Source organism: Stenotrophomonas sp. RIT-551, assembly GCF_026241915.1.
Taxonomy (GTDB): domain Bacteria; phylum Pseudomonadota; class Gammaproteobacteria; order Xanthomonadales; family Xanthomonadaceae; genus Stenotrophomonas; species Stenotrophomonas bentonitica_A.
On sequence record NZ_JAPJIU010000019.1, the window covers coordinates 21,712 to 47,406 of the forward strand.

The window sequence follows — 25,695 nt, forward strand, 5'->3', positions numbered from 1 at the left end:
TCTGGGCTAAAATTGCCGATTCCGCCGCTCCAGTCCCAAAGCAGGCCTTGTGAAAAATCTCCTCCGCGCCCTGATCAGCCAAGGCATCGAAGCCTTGCGCGCCAACGGCACTCTGCCGGCCGATACCCTGACCCCGGAATTCGTGGTCGAACGCCCGAAGACCCGTGAGCACGGCGATTTCGCCACCAACGCCGCGATGCTGCTGGCCAAGCCGGCGCGCAGCAATCCGCGCGCCCTGGCCCAGGCGCTGCTGGATGCGCTGCCCAAGAGCGATGACGTAGCCCGCGTCGAGATTGCCGGCCCGGGCTTCATCAATTTCCACCTTGCCCCGAGCGCCTACCAGCGCGAAGCGGCCAGTGTGCTCAAGGAAGGCGCCGATTACGGCCACAACCTGAGCGGCAACGGCCGCACCGTGGGCGTGGAATACGTGTCGGCCAACCCGACCGGTCCGCTGCATGTCGGCCACGGCCGCGCGGCGGCGATCGGTGACTGCCTGGCGCGCCTGCTGGAAGTGAACGGCTGGAACGCCAAGCGCGAGTTCTATTACAACGACGCCGGCGTGCAGATCGAGAACCTGGCGCTGTCCACCCAGGCACGTGCGAAGGGCCTCAAGCCCGACGACGCCGGCTGGCCGGAAGCGGGCTACCGCGGCGATTACATCGAGGATGTGGCCAAGGCTTACCTGGCCGGCGCCACCGTGGAGCTGGAAGGCCATTCGGTGGTCGGCGAGCGCGACCCGGACAACCTCGATGCGATCCGTCGCTTCGCCGTGGCCTACCTGCGCAACGAGCAGAACCAGGACCTGGCCGCGTTCGGCGTGGATTTCGACATCTACTTCCTGGAAAGCTCGCTGTACAAGGACGGCAAGGTCGAAGAGACCGTTGCCCAGCTCAATGCGGCCGGCCACACCTATGAGGAAGGCGGCGCGCTGTGGCTGCGCTCGACCGACTTCGGTGACGACAAGGACCGCGTGATGCGCAAGTCCGACGGCACCTACACCTACTTCCTGCCCGACGTGGCCTACCACCTGAGCAAGTGGCAGCGCGGCTACGAGCGCGCGATCACCGAGCTGGGCGCGGACCACCACGGTTCGCTGGCGCGCGTGCGCGCCGGCCTGCAGGCGCTGGACGTCGGCATCCCGAAGGGCTGGCCGGAATACGTGCTGCACCAGATGGTGACGGTGATGCGCGGCGGCGAGGAAGTGAAGCTCTCCAAGCGTGCCGGCAGCTACCTGACCCTGCGCGACCTGATCGAAGAAGCCGGCCGCGATGCGACCCGCTGGTTCCTGATCGCGCGCAAGCCCGATTCGCAGCTGACCTTCGATATCGATCTGGCCCGCCAGCAGAGCAACGACAACCCGGTGTTCTACGTGCAGTACGCGCATGCCCGCGTCTGCAGCCTGCTGCGCCAGGCGCAGGAGAAGGGCCTGGGCTACACGCCGGCCGAAGGGCTGGCCGGGCTGTCCTCGCTGGGCGATGAGGCCTCGCTGTGGTTGATGGTGGAAATGTCGCGCTTCCCGGAAGTCGTCGAGGCGGCCGGCCTGGCGCTGGAACCGCACCTGATCGCGCAGTACCTGCGTGAATTGGCGCATGCCTTCCACACGTGGTATCACGGCACGCAGGTACTGGTGGCCGACGAAAGCGAACGCAACGCCAAGCTGACGCTGGCCTGCGCCGCGCGCCAGGTCCTGGCCAATGGTCTGAACATCCTGGGCGTATCCGCCCCGGAAAAAATGTAAGCAGTGGAGAAGCAGTAAATGGCAGCACGACGCGGCAAGAGCCAGGCACGGCGCAACAGCAACCAGGGCACCCCGGGATGGGTGTGGCTGGTCGCGGGTGTGGCGATTGCGGCCGTGGTGTTCCTGGCGGCACCCAACCTGTTCAAGAACGACGGTGACGGTTTCCTGCGGGTCGGCCCGCAGCCGGACCCGAACGCCCAGCCGGCCCCGGTGAGCGATGCCGACACCGACGTCGGCACCGAGCTGCCCAAGCCGGGTGCCGCCAAGCCGGCCGAGCCGGCCAAGCCGGCGGCGACGCAGTACGACTTCTACACCCTGCTGCCCGGCAAGGAAGTGGAAATGTCCGATGCGGAGCTGGCCGCCAGCGCACGCGCCGAAGACCAGCGCCGTGCCAAGGCCGAAGCGCAGCGCGCGCAGGCCGCGCTGGAAGGCCGCCCGTTGCCGCCCGCGCCGGCGCCGACCAGCACCGCTGCGACCACCTCGCCTGCGGCGGTGAGTACCGCCCCGCTGCCGGCTCCGGTGGCGGAGCGCCCGGCGGCGACCACGGCTCCGGCGACGACGCCGGCACAGACCGCGGCGGCTGCTCCGGCTGCACCGACGCCGACGGCGACGCCGGCTGCCGGGGCGGCTGAGCCGGCAGCCAGCAACGTGCGCTACATCCTGCAGGCCGGTGCATTCGGCGCGTCTGGCGATGCCGAGGCCACCAAGGCCAAGCTGGCGATGATTGGCCTGGCCGCACGGGTGGAATCGGCACAGATCAACGGCAAGACGGTGTACCGCGTGCGCATGGGGCCGTATGGCAGCGCCGGTGAACTGGCCGAAGCCAAGCAGAAGCTGGATGGGACGGGGCTTCAGGCGATGGCGATCAAGGCGCAGTAGCCGCGCGCCGCGACATATACAGGAACGCCGGGTATTGCCTGGCGTTTTTTTTTACCGCCCAAGGCAGCCGACCAACGGTCGGCGCTACGGGGCTACCTTTCAACGAGACGCCTCCATGAGCACCGCACACGGCAACGATCGCAGGATCGACAACATTGAATTCAACGTGGCTGACATCGCGCGCAGCAAGGCGTTCTACGGCAGCGTGTTCGGCTGGTCGTTCACCGATTACGGCCCGGGCTATACCGAGTTCTACGATGGCCGCCTGCGCGGTGGGTTCACCACCGACGCGCCGGTGCGCGCCGGTGGGCCGTTGGTGATTCTGTATGCCGATGACCTGGTAGCCACGCAGCAGCGGCTGGAAGCGGCCGGCGCGGACATCTGCCAGGCGGCGTTCGATTTTCCGGGGGGGCGGCGGTTTCATTTCCGCGATCCGGATGGGTATGAGTTGGCGGTGTGGACGGCCGCCTGAGGTAGAGCCGACCGTTGGTCGGTTGCCAGGATGCAGGTAGAGCCGACCGTTGGTCGGCTGCCGTCAGCGGTGGGTATGCGCCAAGGGCAGCCGACCAACGGTCGGCTCTACCGGTTTCGGGCGTGCGGCCGAAGCGTTCGCCGGTTCGGGCGTGCGGCCGAGGTGTTTTCCCGTTCGGGTGTGTGGCCGAGGTGTTGGCCAGCGGTGCCCTTGGATCAGTCGCGCGCGACCTGGAAGCCGGCGAACGACTGGCTGACCGGCATCACTTCGAGGCGATTGATGTTCAGGTGCGCCGGCAGCGAGGCGACCCAGAAGATCTGCTCGGCGATGTCGTCGGCGGTCATCGGGTTGGCACCGGTGTAGAGCTTGTCCGAGGCGGCCTGGTCACCATGGGTGCGGACCACGGTGAACTCGGTTTCGGCCATGCCCGGCTCGATCGTGGTCACGCGCACGCCGCTGCCGTGCAGGTCCGAGCGCAGGCCCAGCGAGAACTGGCTGACGAAGGCCTTGGTGCCGCCGTAGGCATTGCCGCCCGGGTACGGGTAGACGCCGGCAACGGAGCTGATGTTGATGATCGCGCCCTTGCGCGCGACCAGCTGCGGCAACAGGCGATGGGTCAGCGTCACCAGGGCGGTGACGTTGGTGTCGATCATGGTGCGCCAGTCTTCCAGCGAGGCGCTCTGGGCCGGGGCGGTGCCCTGGGCCAGGCCGGCGTTGTTGACCAGCAGGTCGATGTCGGCGAAGCCGGCCGGCAGGGCGGCCAAGGCCGCTTCCATCGCCACGCTGTCGCGCACGTCGAACACCGCGGCATGCACGCGCTCGGGACCGTAGGCGTCGACCAGCGGCTGCAGGCGCTCGGCACGGCGCCCGGTGGCGATCACGCGCCAGCCGGCCTGGGCGAAACGGTGGACAGCGGCGGCGCCAAAGCCGGACGTGGCGCCAGTAATCAGAGCGGTACGGGTCATCGAGGTACTCCGTGAAGATCCCGACCATTTTCGCACCGATGCGCGCCCGGTGTGGCGCCGGGCGCCACCCGGCTGACCGGCGCCACGGGTCGTCCCGTCAGCGGATGCGGAACACCCGCGCCTTGGGCAGGTCTTCATCCACCTGCAGGAACCAGCGCCCGGCGATGCCGGGCACCACGACGATCCCGGGGTTGCTGCGGGCAGTCTTGAGCTTCATCTCGCCCTTGAGTACCTGCCACTGCTGGCCGTTGTCCAGGGTGAACACCGTGCCGGGGGCCCAGCCGTCCACCTGGCCGGTGACCTTGGCGTTGATGGGGCCGTCGTCCAGCCCGGGGAACATCGGGGCCGGCGTCGGCACACCCGGGCCTGCGGCAGGTGCCGCCGCGACGGCTACCGGGGCGGGGGCATCGGCCTGGGCCTGGCGCAGCAGGCGGTTCAGGGCCTGCAGCTGGGCCGGGGTCAGCCCGACGTCGGCCAGCGCCTGCGGATCCAGCCGCTGCTCCAGCGCCACATAGGGGGCCTGCGCCCACGCCGGGGCCGCCAGCAACATGCCCACACACCCGAGAACCTGCCACCTGCGCATTGCCTGCTCCACTGCCTGTCGATGCCTGATCGCGGCACTGTGCGTCACTTTCGTGGCAACCAGATGACAGCGACCACCGGTCGCAGCCGGCCGCGCGCCCGGCACGGGGTAAAATGACCGCCAGCCGCGCAGCCGCGCCGGCGGTATTGGACGTCCCATGATCAACAACGATGTACTGCGCAGCATCCGCTACATGCTCGACCTCAGCGACGGCATGATCGCCGACACCTGTGCCCTGGCCGATCCGGCCTTCGTGGTCGACAAGGCCGATGTGGCCGGCTGGCTGCGCAAGGAAGACGAAGAAGGCTTCGTGCCCTGCGACGATCGCACCCTGGCGCATTTCCTGGATGGCCTGATCGTGCATTTCCGCGGCCGCGACGAGAGCCAGCCGGCGCGCCCGGTGGAAAAGCGCATCACCAACAACCTGGTGCTGAAGAAGCTGCGCGTCGCCTTCCAGCTGAAGGACGTGGACATGCACGAAGTGTTCGACGCGGCGGGTTTCTCGGTCTCCAAGCCGGAACTGTCCGCGCTGTTCCGTCAGCCGGACCACAAGAACTACCGCGCCTGCGGTGACCAGATGCTGCGCAATTTCCTCAAGGGCCTGACCCTGCGCGTGCGCGGCGCCTGAAGACGTCGTTGATGCGTGGCTCCGATGCAGGGGCCACGCGCCTCAACTGCCTGGCGTGGGTGAGCCATCTGGATTTCAGATGCATGGGATGAAGACGTTTCATTTCCCCCTTTCGCCCATCAGGCGGACACTGGCGCCCCTTCTTTCCCAGAGCCCGTCATGAGCAACGACGCGCCCTCGCCACTCAGCCGTTGGCAGGTCCTGTTGATGGCCTTCGCCACCGGCGTGGCCGTGGCCAGCAACTACTACGCGCAGCCGCTGCTGCATACCATCGCCGGCCAGTTCGGCGTGTCCTTCGCGCGGGCCGGCACGGTGGTGACCGTGGCCCAGCTGAGCTATGCGGCCGGCTTGATCCTGCTGGTGCCGCTGGGCGATCTGTTCGAGCGCCGCCGGTTGATCGTGGTGATGTCGCTGCTGTCCGCGGCGGGGCTGGTGCTGAGCGCGCTCAGCCATCAGTTCGTGTGGCTGCTGGTGGGCACCGCGCTGACCGGCCTGTTCTCGGTGGTGGCGCAGGTGCTGGTGCCGTTCGCGGCCACGCTGGCGCGGCCCGAAGAACGCGGCCAGGTCGTGGGCACGGTGATGAGCGGGCTGCTGCTCGGCATCCTGCTGGCACGCACCGTGGCCGGGGCACTGTCCTCGCTGGGCGACTGGCGCACCGTGTACTGGATCGCCGCGGCCGCGCTGGTGCTGACCACGGGCATGCTCTATCGGCATCTGCCGCGCTTCCATCAGACCGCCGGGCTGGGCTACCTGCAGCTGCTGCGCTCGATCGGCACGCTGTTCGCGCAGGAGCCGGTGTTCCGCCTGCGCACCGTGCTGGGTGCGCTGAGCTTTGCGATGTTCGCGATCTTCTGGACGCCACTGGCGTTCCTGCTCGCCGCCGAACCGTATGGCTACAGCGATGCGACGATCGGCCTGTTCGGGCTGGTCGGTGCGGCCGGCACGCTGGCCGCGGGCGTGGCCGGGCGCATGGCCGACCGGGGCAAGGCGGCGCTGGCGACCACCGTGGCGCTGGTGCTGCTGGCCGCATCGTGGCTGCCGCTGGGCTTTTCCACGCACTCGCTGATCGCACTGGTGCTGGGCGTGATCGTGCTGGACCTGGCCGCGCAGCTGCTGCACGTGAGCAACCAGAACGTGGTCTATGCGCTGCGTCCGGACGCCCGCAACCGGCTCAATGCCGGCTACATGACCGGCTATTTCATCGGCGGCTCGCTGGGCTCACTGGTCTCGGCGCAGGTCTTTGATCGCTTCGGCTGGACCGGCGTGTGCGTGACCGGTGCCGGCGTCGCGATGGTGGCGATCGCGGTGTGGACAGTGGCGGTAGTACGCCGGTAGAGCCGACCGTTGGTCGGCTGCATTGCGCGCCGCCTGGGGCAGCCGACCAACGGTCGGCTCTACCCGGTGGGATTCGCACCCGACGTCTGGAATATCGAGTGAGGTTGGCTCGAGCAGCCGACCAACGGTCGGCTCTACCGCGCGGGGTGGGTGGGCGCTCCGTCAGAAGGCGGTTTGTACCGCGAACTCGACGCGCGAGCCTGCGTTGCCGGGGAACAGGCGTTTGGCCGCACCATCGGTGTCGTGCGCGGTGAGGCGCAGCTCCCACGGGCCGTGCACCTTCCAGATGGCGCTGAGCTGGCCATGCAGGTAGTCATCGGCCTGCGCGCTGTCCAGCCAGTAGTGTCCCACCGCGCCCTCGATGCGGCACTGCTCGCCCAGCGGCAGGCGCGCACCGAGCTGGGCGTATGTGCCGCCATGGCCACCGGCCAACGCGTTGTCGGAGACGCCGACCTGCAGCCAGGCGCGCTGCCGCCAGGTGACGGTGCCATTGAGCTCGGTCCAGTCCAGATCGACCGTGGCGGACGGATATACGTAGCGGGTCAGGTTGACGTCCACGCTCCAGTCCGGCGTCACCGCCCCGCTCCAGCCGGCGACAAGATCAAACTCGCTGCGCGCGCCGTTGTCCGGCCGGAACGAGACACCCGAGCCCCACGCCGAGGCATACCAGCCGTTGGACGCACTGAGTTTCACGCCCGCCTGCACGGCCGGATCGCCGTCGCTCTGCGAGCTGCCGCGCCAGACGTAGTCCGAGGTCAGCGTCGCATTGCCTTCCACAGCGGCCGCGGCCGCACCGCTCATGACCAGCCCCACCAGCACCACGCCGCAGCGCAGGCGCTGTTTCGAATAGTTACCCACCACGTGTCCCGCTCCAGATGACGGCCGCGCCGTCGAGAGCGACAGTGTCCTCAGGACCGGCGTAAAGCCGCCATGGCGTGGCCACCCGATCAGCGCAACGTTTCTGTAAATCCTGCGTCAGGGTGGTGCCCGGGGGTGCGCGGTATCATGCCCACTCTGACCTGTTGCGAGTAATGGCGTGGACGCGATCCTGACCCCGGTATCGATTGGCGAGCTGATCGACAAGATCACCATCCTGGAAATCAAGGCCGAACGCATCACCGATGCCGGCAAGAACGCCAACGTCCGCAAGGAACTCGAGGGCCTGTGGCCGCTGTGGCAGCAGCAGGTAAGTGCTCAGCCGGGGCTGGAAGCACTGAAGACGCAGCTCAAGGCGATCAACGAGCGCATGTGGGAGATCCAGGACCAGCTGCGCGACAAGGAAGCAGCGCAGGTGTTCGACGATGCCTTCATCCAGCTGGCGCGTGGCGTCTATGGCACCAATGGCGAGCGGGTCAAGGTGAAGAACGAGATCAACCGCATCGCCGGCTCGCAGCTGGTCGAAGAGAAGCAGTACCAGGGCGAATAATCGCGCCGGTATGCGCCGGGCTCAGTGCCCGGTCGCGGCCCTGAAGCGTTCGCGGTCCTGCTGGGTACGCCGGCGGATTTCGGCCAGCGCTTCGTTCTCGGTGGCTTCCAGCATCGATTCGAACAGACGCTGGAAGTGGTTGCGCATGGCCAACCGTGCCGCTGCCGGATCACGCTGGCGCAGGGCGTCCAGAATCCGGGTGTGTTCCTCGTCGCGGGTGTCATCGTCGTTGTGGCACACGTTGGCATACACCTGCTTGACCCGCGGCAGTTCGTTGCGCATCCGCCAGATCAGCTGCACGCAGTGCTCCACCACCGGGTTGCCGGCGATCCGCGCGATCGAGAGGTGGAACTGGCGGTCGGCCTCGCTGGCCGCCGCTTCGCCCGAATTGGGGTCGACCATGGCCGCGATCAGGCCGGCCAGGTCCTCCAGTTCGGCGTCGGTGATGCGGCTGGCCGCCATCGCTGCGGCCTCGGCCTCGATCACCGCGCGGGCGGCGGTCAGGTCGAACGCCGAGACGTCGGGCAGTGCGCCCGGCGCCTGTGACGGTTTGGCCTTCACGTAAACGCCCGAGCCGGTCTTGATGGTGATCAGGCCCTGCGCTTCCAGCGCGATTTCCGCCTCGCGCACCGTCACCCGGCTCACGCCCAGGCGTTCGGCCAGGTCGCGTTCGCCCGGCAGGCGCGAGCCCGGCGGGAATTCGCCCTTCTCGATCAGCGCGACGATTTCGGCGGCAATGGACTGGTACAGACGGGGTTCGGACATCATCAAAGGCCTGCTGACAGGTGGCTGGGGACCGACACGCGACCGCGCCTTCAGAGAGCGGCGCGGTCGGGAAAACCGCGCCACTGACCTCAGAAGCGGTAGCGCACCCCCAGATAATACCGCCGCCCGTACGTGGTGTACTCGCGGAAGCTGCCGAGGATGGGCATATCCGATACCCGCGGCTCATCGGTGAGGTTGCTGGCCGACAGCGACAGCGACAGGTGCTTGTTCACCTTGTAGGTGGCACGGAAGTCCAGCGAGCCATTGTCCCGCACATAGCGGTTCTGCGACGGGTCGCCGACGAACTGCTGGTAATAGTCGGAGCGGTACTTGTAGATCGCCTGCAGGTCGAGCTTGCCCAGGCCCCAGTACACCTGCGCCGAGGCGACATGCTTGGACAGGCCGAAGATGTTGGCCGGCTCGACGATGCCCGGGGTCACCACGCCGGTGGCCGGGTCGGTGGACTCGCCCAGGCGCAGGTCTTCGGTCTTGAAGTTGGAATCGGCGTAGTTGTAGCTGGCCTTCACGCCCAGCCCGGAGAAGATCCCCGGCAGGTAGGAGAAGCTGTGCGAGGCGGTGAACTCCACGCCGAACAGATCGCTCTTCTGGTCGCTGGTGGCCAGCTGCTCCACCGGCACGGTCACGCTCTGGCCGTCGATATCGAAGGTTTCGTTGACGATCACCGGCATCGAACCACCGTTGAACTGCTTGTAGTACAGCGCACCGGACAACATGGTGTCTTCGTTGGCATACCACTCCAGCGAGAGATCGCCATTCCACGACATCAAGGGCTTGGCGCGCGGGTTGCCGGTGGCCGTGATGCTGCGCAGCGCATCGCCCACGCTGTTGAACTCGGTATCCACCTCACCCAGGTTGAAGGTGCGGCCGAAGCCTTCGGCGGCCAGGTCCGGGCGCGACATCGCCCGATACGCACCGACGCGCAGCAGCAGGTCCGGGCGCAGTTCGAAGGCGGCGTTGAAGCTGGGCAGCCATTCGGTATTGCTGGATTTGAGCACCTGCGAGGTGAAATCGCCGGTGGGTTCCAGGGTCACGGTACCGTCTGGATTGTTGATCACATCCAGACCGCTGCGCAGGCCGACCGAGCGCACTTCGGTGCGCACACCACGCACGCCGATATTGCCGGTCACCGGCAGGCCGAACCATTCGGCGCTGTAGTCGCCCATCAGGTACAGCGCGCTGGTTTTCTCGGTGACATCGTTGTTGGCCGGGTTGCGCAGGTCCGCGCTCAGGCCGGTATCGTCCACGCCGGTGAACGCCTTGAACAGGCAGCGGCTGTCGAAGCTGGCCCACTGGTCGATGGTGTTGCCGCTGGCATTGGCCAGGAAGTCGTCCTGCGGGAACGCCTGGCGGCAAGCAAGGTTGGCGGCGCGGATCGCCGCGACGTTCGTGGTGGTCACATCCACCGTGTCGGTGTAATCGGTGTAGGTCGCCTCGGAGCGGCGCAGGCCGCCCTTGATGGCGGTGAAGAAGCCGCTCTCCGGGGTGAACGTGGCATCGAAGCGGCCAGCACGGATGGTGTGCTCGCGGTGCTGCTGGCGACGACGCACCAGGGCCGAGTCGGTGAAGTTGTCCGGGTTGTTCACATCGAACGCCGGATCCAGGGTGATGCTCGGCACATCGCCGCTGTAATCGTAGGTGTAATCGACATAGCGGGTGTTCTTGATGCCGCCGACCGGCCGGCCGTTGACGTCGGTGCGGCCGGCGCGCAGGCGGGTGCTGCGTTCGATCTGATCGCGCTCGGTGTTGGAATAGGACAGATCGGTGGACAGCGTCCACGCCGGGCTCGGCCGGAAGATCACGTTCAGCCCGCCGCCGGTGTATTCCTCCTGGCGCTCCAGGAAATTGCCGGTGGAATCGACCGTGGTACTGCCGGTGTGGTGCAGCAGCGCGCCATCATCGGTGACCACGCGGTTGTTGAGGTTGCGCATCATCGAAGACAGCGACAGATCCGAGCGGTCTTCGGTGTAGTCGCGCTTGGAGTGCTGGTAGTCCAGATTCACTTCCACCAGATCGCTGGGGCGCCACTGCAGCGCGGCGAACTGCGAGTCGCGCTTGTCGTGTTCGATGAACTGGCGATAGATGCGGCTGCTGGGCACCAGGTAGTACGGCACGCCATTGGCGACCTGGTTGCCGTTGACCTGGGTGCAGTTGCGCGTCGCCCCGACCACTTCACGGCCATCGCAGGCCACCCAGGTGGAGCTGCTGGAGAACATCTCTTCCGGGTTGCTGCCTTCCAGCGCCTGTACGCCGATGGAGACACCGAGCTTGCCGGCGTTGCCCATGTCGAACTGATCGATGTAACTGGCGGTACCGCGCCAGCCGACGCCGTCCTTGTCCTTGAGGCGATCGTCGTAATCCTGCCAGGTGCCGCGACCATCGAGCTGGAACGTGCGTTTGCCGTACTCCAGCGGTTTGACCGTCTCCATGTTGATCGTGCCGGCCACACCGCCTTCGACGAAGTCGGCGCGCTGGGTCTTGTAGATCGCTACGGTGTTGATCAGCTCGGACGGGAACTGGTTGAAGTTCACCGAGCGGTCGCCGCTGCCGTTGGTGGCCTCGCGGCCATTGAAGGTGGACGAGCCCAGGAACGGGCCCAGGCCGCGGATGGAAATTTCCGACGCACCGCCTTTTTCGCGGTGGGTGGAGGCGCCGGTGATGGTTTCGATCGCTTCACCGATGGACAGCGCCGGCAGGTCGCCGATGTCGTCGGCCGCCAGTACGTCGGAGACCACGGTCTCCTCGCGCTTCTTGTCGATCGAGGTCTGGATGGTGCCGCGGATGCCGGTCACCTGGACCTGATCCAGCGTGGTGGCTTGCCCCGGCGGCGAGGCCGGTGCATCGGCGTCCTGTGCGTGGGCCAGCGGCAGGGCCGCGGTGGCGCACAGGGCATAGAACAGCGCGCTGTGCAGCGCGGTGTGGCGGAGGCCTCGTGGCGAGGCCGTACGGCGGTCATGCAACATCGTGATCTCCCTCCCAGGATGGATCGTCCGATTACACGGATTCGATCCGGAAGATTCACGACTGATGAACCAATGTCAATGAATTGGTACTAAAGTCTACCCCGCACCACTGTCCAGACCACTTTGCACTGAATTAATGTGCGGACGCAGCAGAAAAATGCGCAAACCGCAGACCACATGCACCTAAAGTGGTATGCGATTGTGGTTGACGCTCGCGCCCGGCAACCTGTTAGGATCGTGGTTCGCGTCAGTCGCCACGGTTCATCTGGGAGGGTAACCCCGTGACTTTGCAACACTCGCATGCACCGATGGTGCTGCGTCCCATGGCCAACGCCCTGCTGTTGAGCCTGTCGTTGGCCCTATTCCCGACCACGGCCGCCGATTACCTGGTGCGCGACGCCGCTGCCTATGCCAACGCCACCCGCGCGCTTGCCCCTGGCGATACGGTGATCCTGGCCGACGGCGTCTGGCGTGACATGGACCTGCTTTTCCGGGGAACCGGGAAAATTGGTCAACCAATTAGATTGACGGCCCAGACCCCCGGCAAGGTGATTCTCAGCGGCCAATCCCAGCTGCGTCTGGCCGGGGAGCATCTGGAGGTGTCCAACCTGGTCTTCCGCGATGGCTGGGCGCCCGGTGGCGAAGTGGTCTCGTTCCGGCGGTCGGCCAATGAGTGGGCCAACCGCAGCCGGGTGACCGGGATCGTGATCGACCGCTACAACAAACCGGACCGCCAGCAGTCCGATCACTGGGTGGCGCTGTATGGCCAGCACAACCGCTTCGACCACAACCAGCTGGTCGGCAAGACCAATGCAGGGACCACCCTGGTGGTGGTGCGCAACGCCACCAGCGGCCTGGACAACCAGCACCGCATCGACCACAACTGGTTCGGCCCGCGCCCCAACCTCGGTTCCAACGGCGGCGAGACGATGCGCATCGGCACCAGCCATGATTCGCAGTCGGACTCGCGCACCGTGGTGGAGAACAACTGGTTCGAGCAGTGCGATGGCGAGGTGGAGATCGTCTCCAACAAGTCCGGCGGCAACATCTACCGGGGCAACGTCTTCCAGGACTCGCGCGGCTCGCTGGTGCTGCGTCACGGCCACGGCAATCGGGTCGAACGCAATGTGTTCCTCGGCCATGGCAAGGCGCATACCGGCGGGGTGCGCGTGATCAACCGCCACCAGACCGTGCGCGACAATTACTTTGAAGGCATTGCCGGCGACAACTTCGCCGCGGCCTTGAGCGTGATGGCCGGTACCCACGACGCGCCGTTGAACCGCTACGAGCAGATCGATCACGCGGTGATCGAACGCAACAGCTTCATCCAGGTCGGCACCGTGCTGCTGGGCGCGGGGCTGGATGAGGAGCGCAACGCGATGCCGGTGAACAGCCGCATCGCCGGCAACCTCTTCATCGGCGATGGCAAACGCGAGCTGCTGCGCACGCAGGGCGATCTGTCCGGCATCACGTTCGCCGGCAACGTGCAGAGCCCGGCCGTATCGCCCGGCTTCCCCGGCGGTGTCAGCGGCCAGACCCTGACCCTGCAGCGCGCGCCCAACGGCCTGCTTTATCCCACTACGGCGCTCGATGCCGGCGCCCCGCGCGATCTTGCCCCGATCGCCCGCGACCAGGTCGGCGTGGACTGGTACCCCAAGACCCTGACCACCACCGCCCTGGACAGCGGCGCGGTACGCACGGTCGCACCGGGCGAGGACACCCTCACCGCCGCCGTGGCTGCCAGCGCCCCGGGCGACCGGCTGCAGTTGCAGCGTGGCCGCTACAACGTGAGCCAGGTGCTCGCGGTGGACCATCCCTTGAGCGTGGCAGGTCCCGCGCGTGGCCAGGCCAGCGTGCAGTTCTCGCGGCCCAGCCTGTTCGAGATCAGTGCGGGCGGTTCGCTGCGACTGGCGCGACTGGACATCGACGGTGCGCTCGCACCGGATGCGGCCGGCAATGCGGTGATCCGCGTGCCGCCGGGCAGCCAGGCGTTCAACTACACGCTCCTGCTGGAAGACAGCCACGTGCACGGGCTGACCGCCAACAAGGCCTTCGATGTGATCGCCACCGGCAAGGGCAGCCTGGCCGCGCGGATCGCGCTCTCGAACGTCACGGTGGAGGACATCACCGGCAGCGTGATCGCCGCGGCCGCCGAGACCGATGATCTGGGCACTTACAACGCCGAGCAGGTGGATCTGCTGAACTCCCGCTTCCGCCGCATCGGTGGGCCGGTCCTGAACCTGTATCGCGGTGGCACCGACGAGAGCACCTTCGGCCCGGCCCTGCAGGTGCACGGCAACCAGTTCGAGCAGGTGGGCGTCGCCGATGACACCAGCCTGCGCCTGCATGGCGTGCAGTTCGCCAGCATCCGCGACAACCGCTTCGACCGCAGCGGCCGCGTCCGTTTCAGCCATCGCGTCGGGGAACCGACCCTGCGCATGGGCGACAACCCGCTGACGGCCACCGCGCCGTTGCTGTCCGATACCCCTGTTGAGGCCCTGCCATGAATCACGCCCCGCCCCTGATGCTGCTGCTTGCCGCCACGCTTGGCGGGGCTGCGTTGCCCGCCGCACTGGCCGCACCCGCCGCCCGGCAGGCGCCCGCGGCGTCCGCCACCGCACCGGTGCTGGTCACCGCTGCGCAGTGGACGCAGATGCGGGCCGAGGGTGCGCGCTCGCCACTGTTCGCCAGGGAACAGCAGCGCGCCGAACAGCGCGTGCGCGCGATGATGAAGGCCGGCATCGACGTGCCGGTGCCCAAGGACAAGGGCGGCGGTTACACCCACGAACAGCACAAGCGCAATTACCAAGCCATCCAGGCCGCCGGCGCGCTGTACCGCCTGACCGGCGACAAGGCCTACGCCACCTTCGCCCGCGACCTGCTGCTGGGCTACGCCAAGCTCTACCCGGGCCTGGGCGCGCACCCGCAGGGCCGCGGCCAGATTCCCGGCCGGCTGTTCTGGCAGACCCTCAACGATTCGGTGTGGCTGGTCAGCGCGGCGCAGGGCTACGATGCGATCCGCGACACGCTCAGTGACGCGGATCGCACGACCATCGACGACAACGTGTTCCGCGCGATGGCCGATTTCCTGTCCGGCACGCCGGAGAACTTCGACAAGATCCACAACCACGCCACCTGGGCCGTGGCGGCCGTGGGCATGACCGGCTACGTGCTGCGCGATGCCAGCTACGTCGACAAGGCGTTGCAGGGCAGCAAACGCGATGGCAGCGCCGGCTTCCTCAAGCAGGTCGACCAGCTGTTCTCGCCGGACGGCTATTACGAAGAGGGCCCGTACTACCAGCGGTATGCGCTGGCGCCGTTCATCCTGTTCGCCAACGCGATCGAGCGCAACGAACCGCAGCGCGGCATCTTCAAGCGCCGCGACGGCGTGCTGCTCAAGGCGGTCGATGCGCTGGTGCAGAGCAGCTACGGCGGCTACTTCATCCCGATCAACGACGCCATCCTCGACAAAGGGCTGGACACCGAGGAACTGGTGGCCGGCATCGACATCGCCTACGCGCAGACCAGCGATGCCCGCCTGCTGTCGGTGGCCAGGATGCAGAAGCGCGTGCTGCTCTCGCCGGAAGGCCTGCAGGTGGCCCAGGCGCTGGCGGAGAACAAGGCCAAACCGTTTGCGTTCGTGCCCACCCTGCTGCGCGATGGCCCGGATGGCACCGAGGGCGGCCTGGCGATCCTGCGCATGGGCGGCGAGAACGGCCAGGCGCTGGTGATGAAGAACACCAAGCAGGGCATGGGCCACGGTCACTTCGACAAGCTCAACTGGTTGTTCTACGACAACGGCCAGCGCGTGGTCACCGATTACGGTGCCGCGCGTTTCCTCAACATCGAGGCCAAGGCCGGTGGCATCTACCTGCCGGAAAACAACAGCTGGGCCCGGCAGACCATCGCGCACAATACGCTGGTGGTGAACGAGCAGAGCCACTTCGGTGGCGACTGGAAGAAGGGCCAGCCGCTGGCGCCGACGCCGCTGCTGTTCGCGGTCAGCGACGATACCCAGATCGCCTCCGCGCGGATGGAAGGCGCCTACGACGGGGTCAGCTTCACCCGCACCCAGGCGCTGCTCTCGCACCCATCGCTGGGCGAGCCGGTGGTGCTGGACCTGCTGCGCGTCACCGGCAGCAAGGCCGCGCGCTATGACCTGCCGCTGCATTTCAATGGCCACATCATGGACGTCGGCTTCAAGACCCAGTCCGCCGTCGCCGCGCGTCCGGTGCTGGGCAAGGCCAACGGCTACCAGCATGTGTGGGTCGATGCGGCCAGCGAGCCGACCCGCGATGCGCGCAGCCTGACCTGGCTGCTGGACGGTCGCTTCTACACCTACCGGTTCGCCAGCACCGCACCCTCGCGCGCCCTGATCGGCGAGAGCGGCGCGAATGATCCCTCATTCAACCTGCGCCGTGAGCCGATGCTGCTGCAGCGCGTGGATGGCCAGGCCGCCACCACGTTCTACGGTGTGCTCGAACCGCACGGCCAATACGACGGCACCGCCGAGACCGTGCGCGGCGCCAACAGCCGCATCGATCGCCTCACCCACTACCGCGGCAAGGATGCGGATGTGCTGGTGCTCGACCTGGCCGGCGGCAAGCGGCTGGCGCTGGGCATCGCCGACGACCCCACCCAGGGCGGATCGCATGAAGTGAGTGGCGATGGGCACAGCTGGCGCTGGGACGGCGGCTGGAAGCGCTTCGATACCGGCACCGGCGCCGGCAAGGACAGCAAATGAAGGTCACCACGCAGGCCCGCACCTATGTCCGTTGGCTGATCGTGGCGCTGATCGCCGTCGCCACGGTGATCAACTACATCGACCGCAACGCGCTGGCGGTGATGTGGCCGCAGATTTCGCAGGATGTCGGCGCGACCAAGGAAGACTACGCGCTGCTGGTCACGGTGTTCATGCTGTTCTACGCCGCCGGCCAGTTCGTGTTCGGGCGCCTGTTCGACATCATCGGTACGCGCCTGGGCTTTGCGCTGTCGATCGCGGTGTGGTCGATCTCGATCGCGCTGCACTCGGTCACCCACTCCATCCTGTCCTTCAGCATCGTGCGCGCCATGCTCGGCATCAGCGAAGCCGGTGCATGGCCGGGCGCGGTGAAGGCCAATGCCGAGTGGTTCCCGGCGCGGGAACGCGCACTGGCGCAGGGCGTGTTCAACGCCGGCGCCTCGATCGGCGCGATCATCTCCGCGCCGCTGATCGCCGTGCTGTTCCTGTGGCTGGGTTGGCGCGGGACCTTCATCCTGATCGGTGCGATCGGTTTCATCTGGCTGCTGCCGTGGCTGATCATCTACCGCGCCGGCCCGGACAAACACCCGTGGGTAAGCGCGGCCGAGCGTGCACTGATCCTGGATGCGCCGACCGCGCAGCCGGCCGTGCCGGTGGCCGAGTACGTGCCGAACGTGCGCCAGCTGCTGGGCCATCGCCAGACCTGGGGCATCCTGATCTCGCGGTTTTTCCTGGATCCGATCTGGTGGCTGTTCGTGTCCTGGCTGCCGATCTATCTGGCCGACACCTTTGGTTTCGACATCAAGCAGATCGGCATCTTCGCCTGGGTGCCCTACGTAGGCGCGATGATCGGCAGCCTCGGCGGCGGCTGGTTGTCCGGCCGTCTGATCGGTGCCGGCTGGAGCGTGGATAAAGCCCGCAAGGTGGTGATCACCCTGGGCGGCGCGATCATGGCCCCGGCGCTGATCGGTGCGGTGCTGGCCACCGATCCGGTCTGGGCGGTGATCACCATCGCTTTCGTGCTGCTCGGCTTCCAGATCGCGATCGGCAACATCCAGACCCTGCCCGGCGACATCTTCAGCGGCAAATCGGTCGGCTCGGTGGCTGGCCTGGGCGGCATGGCCGCGGTGGCCGGCACGCTGATCACCACCTGGCTGGTGCCGGTGATGACCCACGACTCCTACGCACCGATTTTCATCCTGGTGGCGGCCCTGGTGCCGGCCTCCCTGCTGGCGCTGTGGCTGGTCACCGGTCGCGTGGAAAAAATCCACGGCCCGGTCGAGCGCCGCTGAATTCCCTTCTTCCCTTTCCCCCAACGCATCACAGGAGTGTTTCATGACCCAATTCAAGGACAAGGTGGCGATCGTCACCGGTGGCGGCCGTGACATCGGCCGCGAGATCTCGCTCAAGCTGGCCGCGGCCGGTGCCAAGGTGTGCATCAACTACGCCAACGACGACGCCAGCGCGCAGGAGACCCTCCAGCAGGTCGAAGCCGCCGGCGGCACGGCGATCGTGCATCGCGCCGATGTCACCGATGCCAAGGCGGTGGCGGCGATGGTCGCCGCGACCCAGGCCGCGTTCGGCCCGCAGATCGACGTGCTGGTGAACGTCGCCGGTGGCATGGTCCAGCGCCGTCCGCTGGCCGAGATCGACGAGGCCTTCTTCCACAAGGTGATGGACCTCAACATGAGCTCGGTCTACCTGACCACGCATGCGGTGGTGCCGCACATGCCCGAGGGCGGTGCGATCGTGAACTTCGCGTCGCAGGCCGGCCGCGATGGCGGTGGCCCCGGCGCGGCGATCTACGCCACCGCCAAGGCCGCGGTGATGACCTTCACCCGTGCCATGGCCAAGGAACTGGGCCCGCGCGGCATCCGCGTCAACGCGCTGTGCTGCGGCATGATCGCCACCCGCTTCCATGATGAATTCACCAAGCCGGAAGTACGCACTGCCGTGGCCGGCAATACGCCGCTGCGCCGCCAGGGCCGTCCGCAGGAAGCCGCCGATACCGCGGTGTACCTGGCCTCCGACGCCGCCGGTTTCATCACCGGTGCCAACGTCGACGTCAACGGCGGCACCTACTTCTCCTGATTGACCCGCTGACCGCCTGGGAGGGCCGCCATGCTGCGCTGGATCACTGCATTCTCTCTTGCACTCGCTACCAGCGCTGCGGCGCTGCCCGCCCAGGCCCAGGTCTGGGTGCCGGCCTGGACCGCCTCGCCGGCCCCGGACCGTCTTGATGGCACCCCCGAGGCCCCGGTGCAGTTCGCGAGCCAGACCGTGCGCCAGGACATGCGCCTGGCCAGTTCGGCCAGGGCGCTGCGCTTCCGCATCAGCAATGAACTCGGCCAGGCGCCGCTGCATATCGGCAGTGCCTCGGCCCATCTCACCGGCACCGCCACCGCGGCCAGGCCGGTCACGTTCAATGGACGTGGCGAGGTGGTGGTGCCGGTCGGCGCCGCCCTGCTCAGCGACCCGGTCGCGATCACCGCACCGGCGCTGGCCGACGTCTCGCTCACCGTGTACTTCCCGGATGCCACCCGCCCGGCCGTCCGGCGTACCGCGCTGCGCATTGCCGAGGGCCGCGCTGCCACGGTCGGCGATGCGGTCAAACTCGCCTACCGGCAGAACGTGGTCTCGGCCGTGCTGGCCGAACGCACCCGCAAGCCGATCGTCGTGGTGGCCCTGGGCGACTCCATCACCGAAGGGGCCACCGCCACCCGCGGCAGCAACGGCGACTGGCCCGCACTGCTGTCCGCCCGCCTGCAGCAGGCCTGCCCGGACCAGGTGGTGGTGGTCAACGCCGGCATCAGCGGCAACAAGGTGATGGACCATGGCCGCAGCCACAGCGCGCTGGCGCGGCTGGACCGCGACGTGATCGCGCTGCCGAACGTGGACCGCGTGATCCTGTTCGAAGGCATCAACGACATCCGCCATGATGGCGGCACCCCACCCGTGCCCGGCCGCAACGCCGAGGACATGGTGCTGGGCTACCGGCAGATCGCCGAACGCCTGCACAGCAACGGCATCCGCCCGATCGCCGCCACGATCACGCCGTTCGGTGGTTCGGACCGCTACGAGCCGATCGCGGCCGCCACCCGCACCACCCTCAACGCCTGGATGCGCGGTGGCCGCAGCGGCTTCGATGGCCTGATCGACTTCGACCGGATCCTGCGCGATCCGGCCAACCCGGAGAACCTGCCCGAGGACATCACCCGCGATCACCTGCATCCCAACGATGAAGGCTACCGGCGCATGGCCGACGGCATCGATCTGGCCCTGCTCGGGTGCCCGGTGCGATGACGGCCCAGAGCTTCGTCGTTGCGCCTGACAACGGCCAGCGCTGGGACGCACTGGCGCTGGGCGAGGTGATGCTGCGCTTCGATCCCGGCGAGGGAAGGATCCGCAGCGCGCGCCAGTTCACCGTGTGGGAAGGCGGCGGCGAATACAACGTCGCACGCGGCCTGTGCAGCACGTTCGAACACCGCACCGGGGTGCTCACCGCCCTGCCGCGCAACGAGCTCGGCCTGCTCGCCCAGCAGCTGATCCAGGCCGGTGGCGTGGATGCCAGCCAGATACTCTGGCGCGACTACGATGGCATCGGCCGCAACACCCGCATGGGCCTGAACTTCACCGAGCGTGGTTTCGGGGCGCGTGCGCCGCTGGGCATTTCCGACCGCGCGTACTCGGCGGCCTCGCAACTGCAGCCGGAGGCCTTCGACTGGGACGCGCTGTTCGGCCAGCACGGCGTGCGCTGGCTGCATACCGGTGGGATCTTCGCCGCCCTGTCCGAGCACAGCGCGGCGACGGCGATTGCGGCGGTGCGTGCTGCGCGCCGGCACGGCGTGGCGGTGTCCTACGATCTCAACTACCGCGCCAGCCTCTGGAACAGCCATCCGGACCCGGAGGCCGCGCGGCACACCAACTGCGCCATCGCCGCCGAATGCGATCTGCTGATCGGCGATGAGTATTCGTTCGCCGCATGCCTGGGCATGGACCTGAGCGATCTCGGTCGCCGCCACACGCCGATGGATGTCGGTCCGGCCGAGGCAGCCGCCGAGCGCGCGATGACGCAGTTCCCGGCGCTGCAGGCGGTGGCGTTCACGCTGCGCGACGCCGCCAACGCCGCCCGCCACGGCTGGGCCGGCGCGCTGCGCACCCGGTCGCAACTGTATGTCTCCGCCGCACGCGAAGTAGACCTGCTCGACCGTGTCGGCGGTGGCGACGCCTTCGTGGCCGGCGTGGTGCATGCCCTGCTCGGCGGCAAGGGCGAGCAGGCAGCGGTGGACCTGGGCGCCGCGCATGGCGCGCTGGCGATGTCCACGCCGGGCGATTGCGCTGTCACCAGCCTGGCTGAAGTGGAGGCCGTGGCGCGCGGCGATGGGGCGGCGGCGCGGCGCTGAGCGCCGCCACGGTGCAGCTCAAGTCGCGATCGAGAGGTGTTCCAGGGCCTTCCGCGCAGAAAGCGTGAGCGGCGCCGGCAGCGCATCCGTCATGAACCAGCCCAGCCCGAGCAACGCCTCGGGCTCTTTCACCGATGCGATGGTGGCGTCGAGCGCACGCACCAGATACACCGGGGCGACCCAATGCTGCCCCAGTGCCGGCTCGAAGTGGTCGACCACGCACAGCAAACGCGTCACTGCGACGCGCAGCCCGGTTTCCTCCTGCACCTCGCGCACCACGGCATCTTCGACCTTCTCCATCCAGTCCACCTTGCCGCCCGGCAGGCCCCAATGCCCCTGCTCAGGCTGACGCCCGCGCTGGATCAACAGGATCGCGCCATCGGCGCGCTGGATGACGGCACCGCAGCCGAGGCGGGGGTGCTGCAGATCAGAGGACGGGGGCATCGGGCATCTCCATGGCGGTGCTTCATTATCCCTCGGGGCCCGTGCCTGGATCGCGCCCACGAAAAAGGCCCGGCAATGCCGGGCCTTTCCTGCCACGCCGGTCAGGCGCGTGGCGATGCGGTCACGCTGGGATTACCAGCTGAAGCGCGGGCCGACCGACCATTCCTTGTCGCCATGGCGATCCATCTTGATGTCGCCGTTGATGCCCCAGTTCTGGTTCAACTTCACCTGGCCACCCAGGCGGCCGTAGAACTGGCCATCCGGATTGACGCCGTGCTTCTTGCTGTAATCCTCGTAGCCGGCCATGGCATAGACTTCGGCATGCTGGCCAAAGGCGGTACGGATACCGGCTTCAGCGCTGTAGCCGTTGAAGTCCTGGCCTTCCTTCGGGTCGAACTTGTTGTAGGCGACGCGGCCCACGAAGTCGGTGCTGTTACCGATTTCCTGGTTGTAGCCAACGCCCACGCGCCACTGGTCGATCTTGAAGTCGCCGATGTCGGTCTTCTGCTGGTTGTACTCACCGAAGGCGTGGAAGTTCGGGTGGAAGGCGTAGGAACCCTTCACGCCCCAACCATCGGCCTTGCCGCCATCTGCGTCGGTCTTGACGTAGTCGGCTTCAGCGTAGTTGTAGGACAGGCCTTCAGCCGCCGAAGCGGTGAACGGGAGGGCGGCGGCCAGGGCCAGAGCAATCAACGAAGTCTTCATGGGGGTACACCTTTATGTCTTGGACTACTTGCACCCGGCATGGAGGCCGGACTGCATCGGGAATGTAAATTCTCCGTTATTCGACACAACCCGCCCTGAAGTTGACCGGGTCCACAAAAGTGAATTTTGGGGCGGCGTTCAGACGCGCTCTGGCATACGCGCGTGACTTTTTCCAGGCGAGGACGGCGTGAGCGCCCGTTGCCGCGGGGATCACGCGGGGGCGTCATGCAAAGGGGAAGGCGCGGCGCGCAGGTGGACGGGGCGGGAAAGGATTCTGGTCACGACGGTGCCCTTTCGGGGCGTCACGCGCTGGGGAAGCCGCTCTTGGGGAGTTATCGGCTAACGCGTCCATCCTCCTGGATGCACCGAGGTCCGTGCCGTGGGGCGTTGGACCGCAGGGCGCCGTGGGGCGTCCTGCCCGGCAAGGCCATCATGAGCTGAATGCGTCAGCTGGACTATCAGGATGTTCCCCTCAATGACTCAGACTTTTCTGACATTTGTCCCAAAGGCAGCCCTAAAGGACGTATCGGATGCTGAATTTGTTCACTCCATGACCCGTCTGGACAACTTCACTGGCCGCAAAGGCCACCGGGCGCAGTGTCGAGATTCCGTCCCCCGGTTCGTCGTATGTCTTGAAGACGCCCATCCCGGCGCGTCATCTGGAGCTCTGCCATGGCCTACATCGATGGTTTTGTACTTGCCGTGCCCACCGCGAACAAAGCGAAATTCCTGGAACACGCGCACATGGGCGATGCGATCTGCATCGAGCATGGCGCGCTGCGCGTGGTGGAGTGCTGGGGCGACGATGTCCCGCATGGCAAGCAGACCGACTTCCATCGCGCGGTGGCGGCCAAGGACGATGAAACCGTGCTGTTCTCGTGGATCGAATGGCCGGACAAAGCCACCCGCGATGCCGGCATGCAGAAGATGATGGAGGACCCGCGGATGAACCCGGAGAACAATCCGATGCCGTTCGACGGCAAGCGGATGATCTACGGTGGCTTCGTGCCGGTGGTGGAACTGACACAGTAAGCGGGGGGCCCCGAGGGGCGCACCCGCTGCCGCAGCGCCGCTTGAGTGCGCGCTGGAGCACCGGCATGCTCGGTGCTCCAGGCTGGCAGGAGCGCGCGCCATGATGACGATGCCGCCTGCCGGGCGACCGTCATCAGGGAGCGATACGCATGGCCACACCACGTTCGGGGATGCTTCACTGTCTGCTCTTTCTCGGCGTGGCGGTCACCGCGATCACCAGCCCACCGGCCGGGGCCGAGGCGCCGGGCCTAGTGCAGTACCAGCGCGCCGAGCGCGTGCTCGACCAGCAGCTGCGCGGCAAGGTCCGCAATGCCAGCGTCGCGCCGCGCTGGCTGCAGGACGGCCGCTTCTGGTATGCCCGCCAGGAGGACGATGGCCGCACCGGCTACGTGTTGGTCGATCCGGTGGGCTCCACGCGCGCGGCGCTGTTTGACGACGACGTGATGCGTACGGCGCTGCAGGCTGCCGGGGTCGCTGATCCGGGCAACGTCATGCAGCAGGTGGACCGCGTCGCCAGCGGCGACGATGGACTACGGATTACCTTGCGCGTGGACGCACAGCGGGTGGCGGCATGCACGCTGCCGATGCCGTGCAAGGTGCAGTCATCGCCTGCCGTCGATCCGCGCGACCTGCCTGCGCCTGACGGTCGGCACAGCGTGCGGGTCGAGCAGGACAATCTGTGGCTGCGGCGCGGCGCCGACGGCGAACGACGGGCGCTCACTCTTGATGGTGAGCCTTCGTACGGTTATGGGGTACTGCCCGATTTTGCATTGCGCGGCATTCCGCGCCGGGAAGGCCGGATGCAGATACCACCGTTCGCGGTGACCTGGTCTCCGGACAGCCAGCGCCTGTTCGGCGTGCGCTACGACGAACGCCGCGTCCTGCCCTATCCCTACCTGGCCACCGCGCCGGCCACCGGCTTCCGCCCGGTCGTGCACGAAGTACGGCTGGGCCTGCTGGGCGACGTCGAGCAGGTCCGCGATGCGTGGTTCGTCAGCGAGGTGGATGGCGCCACACGCAGCATCCCCGTTCCCGAGGGCTGGCATGCATTGACCGAAGCCGGCGTGCTGGGCTGGTCGGCCGATGCCGGCAAGGTCTATACGGCGATCGCGCGCTATGACCACCCAGCACGGCTGCGTCTGGTCGAGGTGGATGTCAGTACCGGCAGCGTGCGTACCGTGCAGGAGGAGCGCAGCGATACCCGCGTGCAGCTCAACAGCTATCCCTACAACCGGCCGGCGGTGCACGTCCTGCAGCACGACGACGGCATCGTCTGGTTCTCGCAGCGCGATGGGTGGGGCCATCTGTACCTGGTCGATCGACGCGATGGACGTGTGGTCCGCCAGCTCACCAAGGGCGCATGGCTGGTGCGCGATGTGGTCGGCGTCGATGAGGTGCGTCGCCAGGTACTGTTCACTGCGGGCGGGCGCGAGCCGGGTGATCCGTATCAACGACGCCTGTACCGCGTGTCGCTGGATGGTGGCGCGCCGGTCCTCCTCACACCTGAAGCGGCCGATCATGCGATCGACGGCGGAACCGGTGTGCTCATGGGCGGGCGTCCCTCCCACCTGTTGTCGCCCTCGGCGGCGTACGTTGTCGATGGCTACTCGCGGGTGGACCAGCCGCCAGTCAGCGTGCTGCGCTCAACGGCCGATGGCCGGGTCGTGCTGGAACTGGAGCGCGGCGACGACCGCGCCGTGCGCGCCGCCGGCTGGACGCCACCACAGCGGGTGAGTGTCCTGGCCGCCGATGGACGCACCGAACTGCAGGCCACGGTCTATCTGCCGCCTGGCTACCGCGAGGATGGACGGCATCCGGTCATCGATGCCATGTACGGCGGACCGCACATCACCAATACCCCGGTGGGCTTCGTCGACGCCACCGCGACGATGAACCCCGTCGCGCGCTCCAGCCTGGCCCAGCTCGGCTTCGTGGTGGTGAGCATCGATGCGCGCGGCACACCCGGACGTTCAAAGGCTTTCCACGATGCCAGCTTCCTGAGCGCGGCCGATCTGCAGCTGGACGATCACGTCGCGGCGATCGGCGCGCTTGCCGTACGTTATCCGGGCATGGACCTGACGCGGGTCGGCATCTATGGGCATTCCTTCGGCGGCTACAGTGCGGCGCGTGCGCTGCTGCGTCATCCGACCTTCTACAAAGTCGGCGTGGCTTCGGCCGGCAGCCACAGCTTCCAGGGCATGTACGGCGGCGCGATCCACGGCATGGACCGCCTGGTCGGCGGCCAGCCGGTCTATGCAGACGGCACCGCCGTGCGCCCAGCAGCGGATGCAGTGCCAGCGCTGTTCCAGCCGCTGGCCAACGATGCACTGGCCGATCGCCTGCAGGGTCGGCTGATGCTGGTCTACGGCGACCTGGATGAGAACGCGATGCCGGCGTTGACCCTCCAGTTGGCGCGCGCCCTCACGCTGGCCAACAAGGACTACGACCTGCTCTACCTGCCCAACCAGGACCACGAACTGTTCCGCAACGACGATTACTACATGCGCCGGATGTGGGATTACTTCGTCACGCATCTGATGGGCGCGACGCCGCCGCCCTACCGGATCGGGGCGGCCACCCCGCCGTGAGGTGACGCGC

The 25,695-nt window shown here is 67.3% G+C and carries 21 protein-coding genes; 14 read left to right on the forward strand and 7 right to left on the reverse strand.

Annotated elements, in window-relative coordinates; all coding sequences use genetic code 11:
• The first annotated feature begins 49 nt into the window (after positions 1-49).
• The 3 genes from argS to ORK51_RS16590 all read left to right on the forward strand — a co-directional run bounded on the left by argS (position 50) and on the right by ORK51_RS16590 (position 3,089).
• Positions 50-1,738: an arginine--tRNA ligase gene (gene argS, locus ORK51_RS16580; protein ID WP_019183971.1), complete on the forward strand. Its 1,689-nt coding sequence runs from the start codon at positions 50-52 to the stop codon at positions 1,736-1,738.
• 18 nt (positions 1,739-1,756) lie between these two features.
• On the forward strand, positions 1,757-2,617 hold the full coding sequence (locus ORK51_RS16585; RefSeq protein ID WP_261997838.1) for an SPOR domain-containing protein: 861 nt from the start codon (positions 1,757-1,759) through the stop codon (positions 2,615-2,617).
• Positions 2,618-2,732: 115 nt separating this feature from the next.
• A complete protein-coding gene (locus ORK51_RS16590) occupies positions 2,733-3,089 on the forward strand; it encodes a VOC family protein (RefSeq protein ID WP_261997839.1) in 357 nt (118 codons plus the stop codon).
• A 215-nt stretch (positions 3,090-3,304) separates the two neighbouring features.
• On the opposite strand, the gene ORK51_RS16595 is transcribed toward ORK51_RS16590, so the two are convergent.
• Entirely contained in the window at positions 3,305-4,054 is a 750-nt protein-coding gene (locus ORK51_RS16595; RefSeq protein ID WP_019185578.1) for an SDR family NAD(P)-dependent oxidoreductase, read from the reverse strand.
• 97 nt (positions 4,055-4,151) lie between these two features.
• A complete protein-coding gene (locus ORK51_RS16600) occupies positions 4,152-4,604 on the reverse strand; it encodes a hypothetical protein (protein WP_152663802.1) in 453 nt (150 codons plus the stop codon).
• 190 nt (positions 4,605-4,794) lie between these two features.
• Here ORK51_RS16600 and ORK51_RS16605 point away from each other — a divergent pair, with 190 nt between their 5' ends.
• Together ORK51_RS16605 and ORK51_RS16610 are read left to right on the forward strand one after the other, a co-directional pair.
• Positions 4,795-5,265, forward strand: a complete 471-nt coding sequence (locus ORK51_RS16605) for a YehS family protein (protein ID WP_046274114.1) — start codon at positions 4,795-4,797, stop codon at positions 5,263-5,265.
• Between the two features lie 159 nt (positions 5,266-5,424).
• Positions 5,425-6,600 carry an MFS transporter gene (locus tag ORK51_RS16610; protein ID WP_019185575.1) on the forward strand — a complete coding sequence of 392 codons (1,176 nt, stop codon included), beginning with the start codon at positions 5,425-5,427 and terminating at the stop codon, positions 6,598-6,600.
• Between the two features lie 162 nt (positions 6,601-6,762).
• On the opposite strand, the gene ORK51_RS16615 is transcribed toward ORK51_RS16610, so the two are convergent.
• Entirely contained in the window at positions 6,763-7,401 is a 639-nt protein-coding gene (locus tag ORK51_RS16615) for a TorF family putative porin (RefSeq protein WP_266085960.1), read from the reverse strand.
• A 235-nt stretch (positions 7,402-7,636) separates the two neighbouring features.
• Here ORK51_RS16615 and ORK51_RS16620 point away from each other — a divergent pair, with 235 nt between their 5' ends.
• Complete coding sequence (locus ORK51_RS16620; RefSeq protein ID WP_266085941.1) at positions 7,637-8,026, forward strand: DUF6165 family protein; 390 nt, start codon at positions 7,637-7,639, stop codon at positions 8,024-8,026.
• A gap of 21 nt (positions 8,027-8,047) precedes the next feature.
• On the opposite strand, the gene ORK51_RS16625 is transcribed toward ORK51_RS16620, so the two are convergent.
• Both ORK51_RS16625 and ORK51_RS16630 read right to left on the reverse strand, forming a co-directional pair.
• Complete coding sequence (locus ORK51_RS16625; RefSeq protein ID WP_179460437.1) at positions 8,048-8,791, reverse strand: FadR/GntR family transcriptional regulator; 744 nt, start codon at positions 8,789-8,791, stop codon at positions 8,048-8,050.
• An 89-nt stretch (positions 8,792-8,880) separates the two neighbouring features.
• Complete coding sequence (locus ORK51_RS16630; RefSeq protein WP_070426451.1) at positions 8,881-11,772, reverse strand: TonB-dependent receptor; 2,892 nt, start codon at positions 11,770-11,772, stop codon at positions 8,881-8,883.
• Between the two features lie 281 nt (positions 11,773-12,053).
• On the opposite strand from ORK51_RS16630, the gene ORK51_RS16635 reads away from it, so the two are divergent.
• The 6 genes from ORK51_RS16635 to ORK51_RS16660 are packed head-to-tail and all read left to right on the forward strand — an operon-like array spanning position 12,054 to position 20,916.
• Complete coding sequence (locus tag ORK51_RS16635; protein ID WP_266085945.1) at positions 12,054-14,279, forward strand: polysaccharide lyase 6 family protein; 2,226 nt, start codon at positions 12,054-12,056, stop codon at positions 14,277-14,279.
• Entirely contained in the window at positions 14,276-16,516 is a 2,241-nt protein-coding gene (locus ORK51_RS16640; RefSeq protein ID WP_266085948.1) for an oligoalginate lyase, read from the forward strand. Before ORK51_RS16635 ends, ORK51_RS16640 begins: the two co-directional genes overlap by 4 nt.
• The gene (locus tag ORK51_RS16645; protein ID WP_266085950.1) at positions 16,513-17,805 is read left to right on the forward strand and encodes an MFS transporter; all 1,293 of its coding nucleotides are present in this window, start codon (positions 16,513-16,515) and stop codon (positions 17,803-17,805) included. The genes ORK51_RS16640 and ORK51_RS16645 overlap by 4 nt, the downstream gene beginning before the upstream one ends.
• A 43-nt stretch (positions 17,806-17,848) precedes the next feature.
• Complete coding sequence (locus ORK51_RS16650; RefSeq protein ID WP_266085952.1) at positions 17,849-18,604, forward strand: SDR family NAD(P)-dependent oxidoreductase; 756 nt, start codon at positions 17,849-17,851, stop codon at positions 18,602-18,604.
• 30 nt (positions 18,605-18,634) lie between these two features.
• Positions 18,635-19,816: a GDSL-type esterase/lipase family protein gene (locus ORK51_RS16655; RefSeq protein ID WP_261997844.1), complete on the forward strand. Its 1,182-nt coding sequence runs from the start codon at positions 18,635-18,637 to the stop codon at positions 19,814-19,816.
• On the forward strand, positions 19,813-20,916 hold the full coding sequence (locus ORK51_RS16660) for a sugar kinase (RefSeq protein WP_261997845.1): 1,104 nt from the start codon (positions 19,813-19,815) through the stop codon (positions 20,914-20,916). The genes ORK51_RS16655 and ORK51_RS16660 overlap by 4 nt, the downstream gene beginning before the upstream one ends.
• Before the next feature lie 18 nt (positions 20,917-20,934).
• Here the strand turns inward: ORK51_RS16660 and ORK51_RS16665 are convergent, their stop codons facing one another.
• Both ORK51_RS16665 and ORK51_RS16670 read right to left on the reverse strand, forming a co-directional pair.
• Positions 20,935-21,360 carry an NUDIX domain-containing protein gene (locus ORK51_RS16665; protein WP_266085954.1) on the reverse strand — a complete coding sequence of 142 codons (426 nt, stop codon included), beginning with the start codon at positions 21,358-21,360 and terminating at the stop codon, positions 20,935-20,937.
• A 132-nt stretch (positions 21,361-21,492) separates the two neighbouring features.
• On the reverse strand, positions 21,493-22,065 hold the full coding sequence (locus ORK51_RS16670; RefSeq protein ID WP_019185563.1) for an OmpO family porin: 573 nt from the start codon (positions 22,063-22,065) through the stop codon (positions 21,493-21,495).
• A 672-nt stretch (positions 22,066-22,737) separates the two neighbouring features.
• On the opposite strand from ORK51_RS16670, the gene ORK51_RS16675 reads away from it, so the two are divergent.
• Together ORK51_RS16675 and ORK51_RS16680 are read left to right on the forward strand one after the other, a co-directional pair.
• Positions 22,738-23,097: a DUF1428 domain-containing protein gene (locus ORK51_RS16675; protein ID WP_070426444.1), complete on the forward strand. Its 360-nt coding sequence runs from the start codon at positions 22,738-22,740 to the stop codon at positions 23,095-23,097.
• 170 nt (positions 23,098-23,267) lie between these two features.
• Positions 23,268-25,685 (forward strand): S9 family peptidase, encoded by a 2,418-nt coding sequence (locus ORK51_RS16680; RefSeq protein ID WP_266085958.1) that lies wholly within the window; start codon positions 23,268-23,270, stop codon positions 25,683-25,685.
• Positions 25,686-25,695 lie beyond the last annotated feature (10 nt).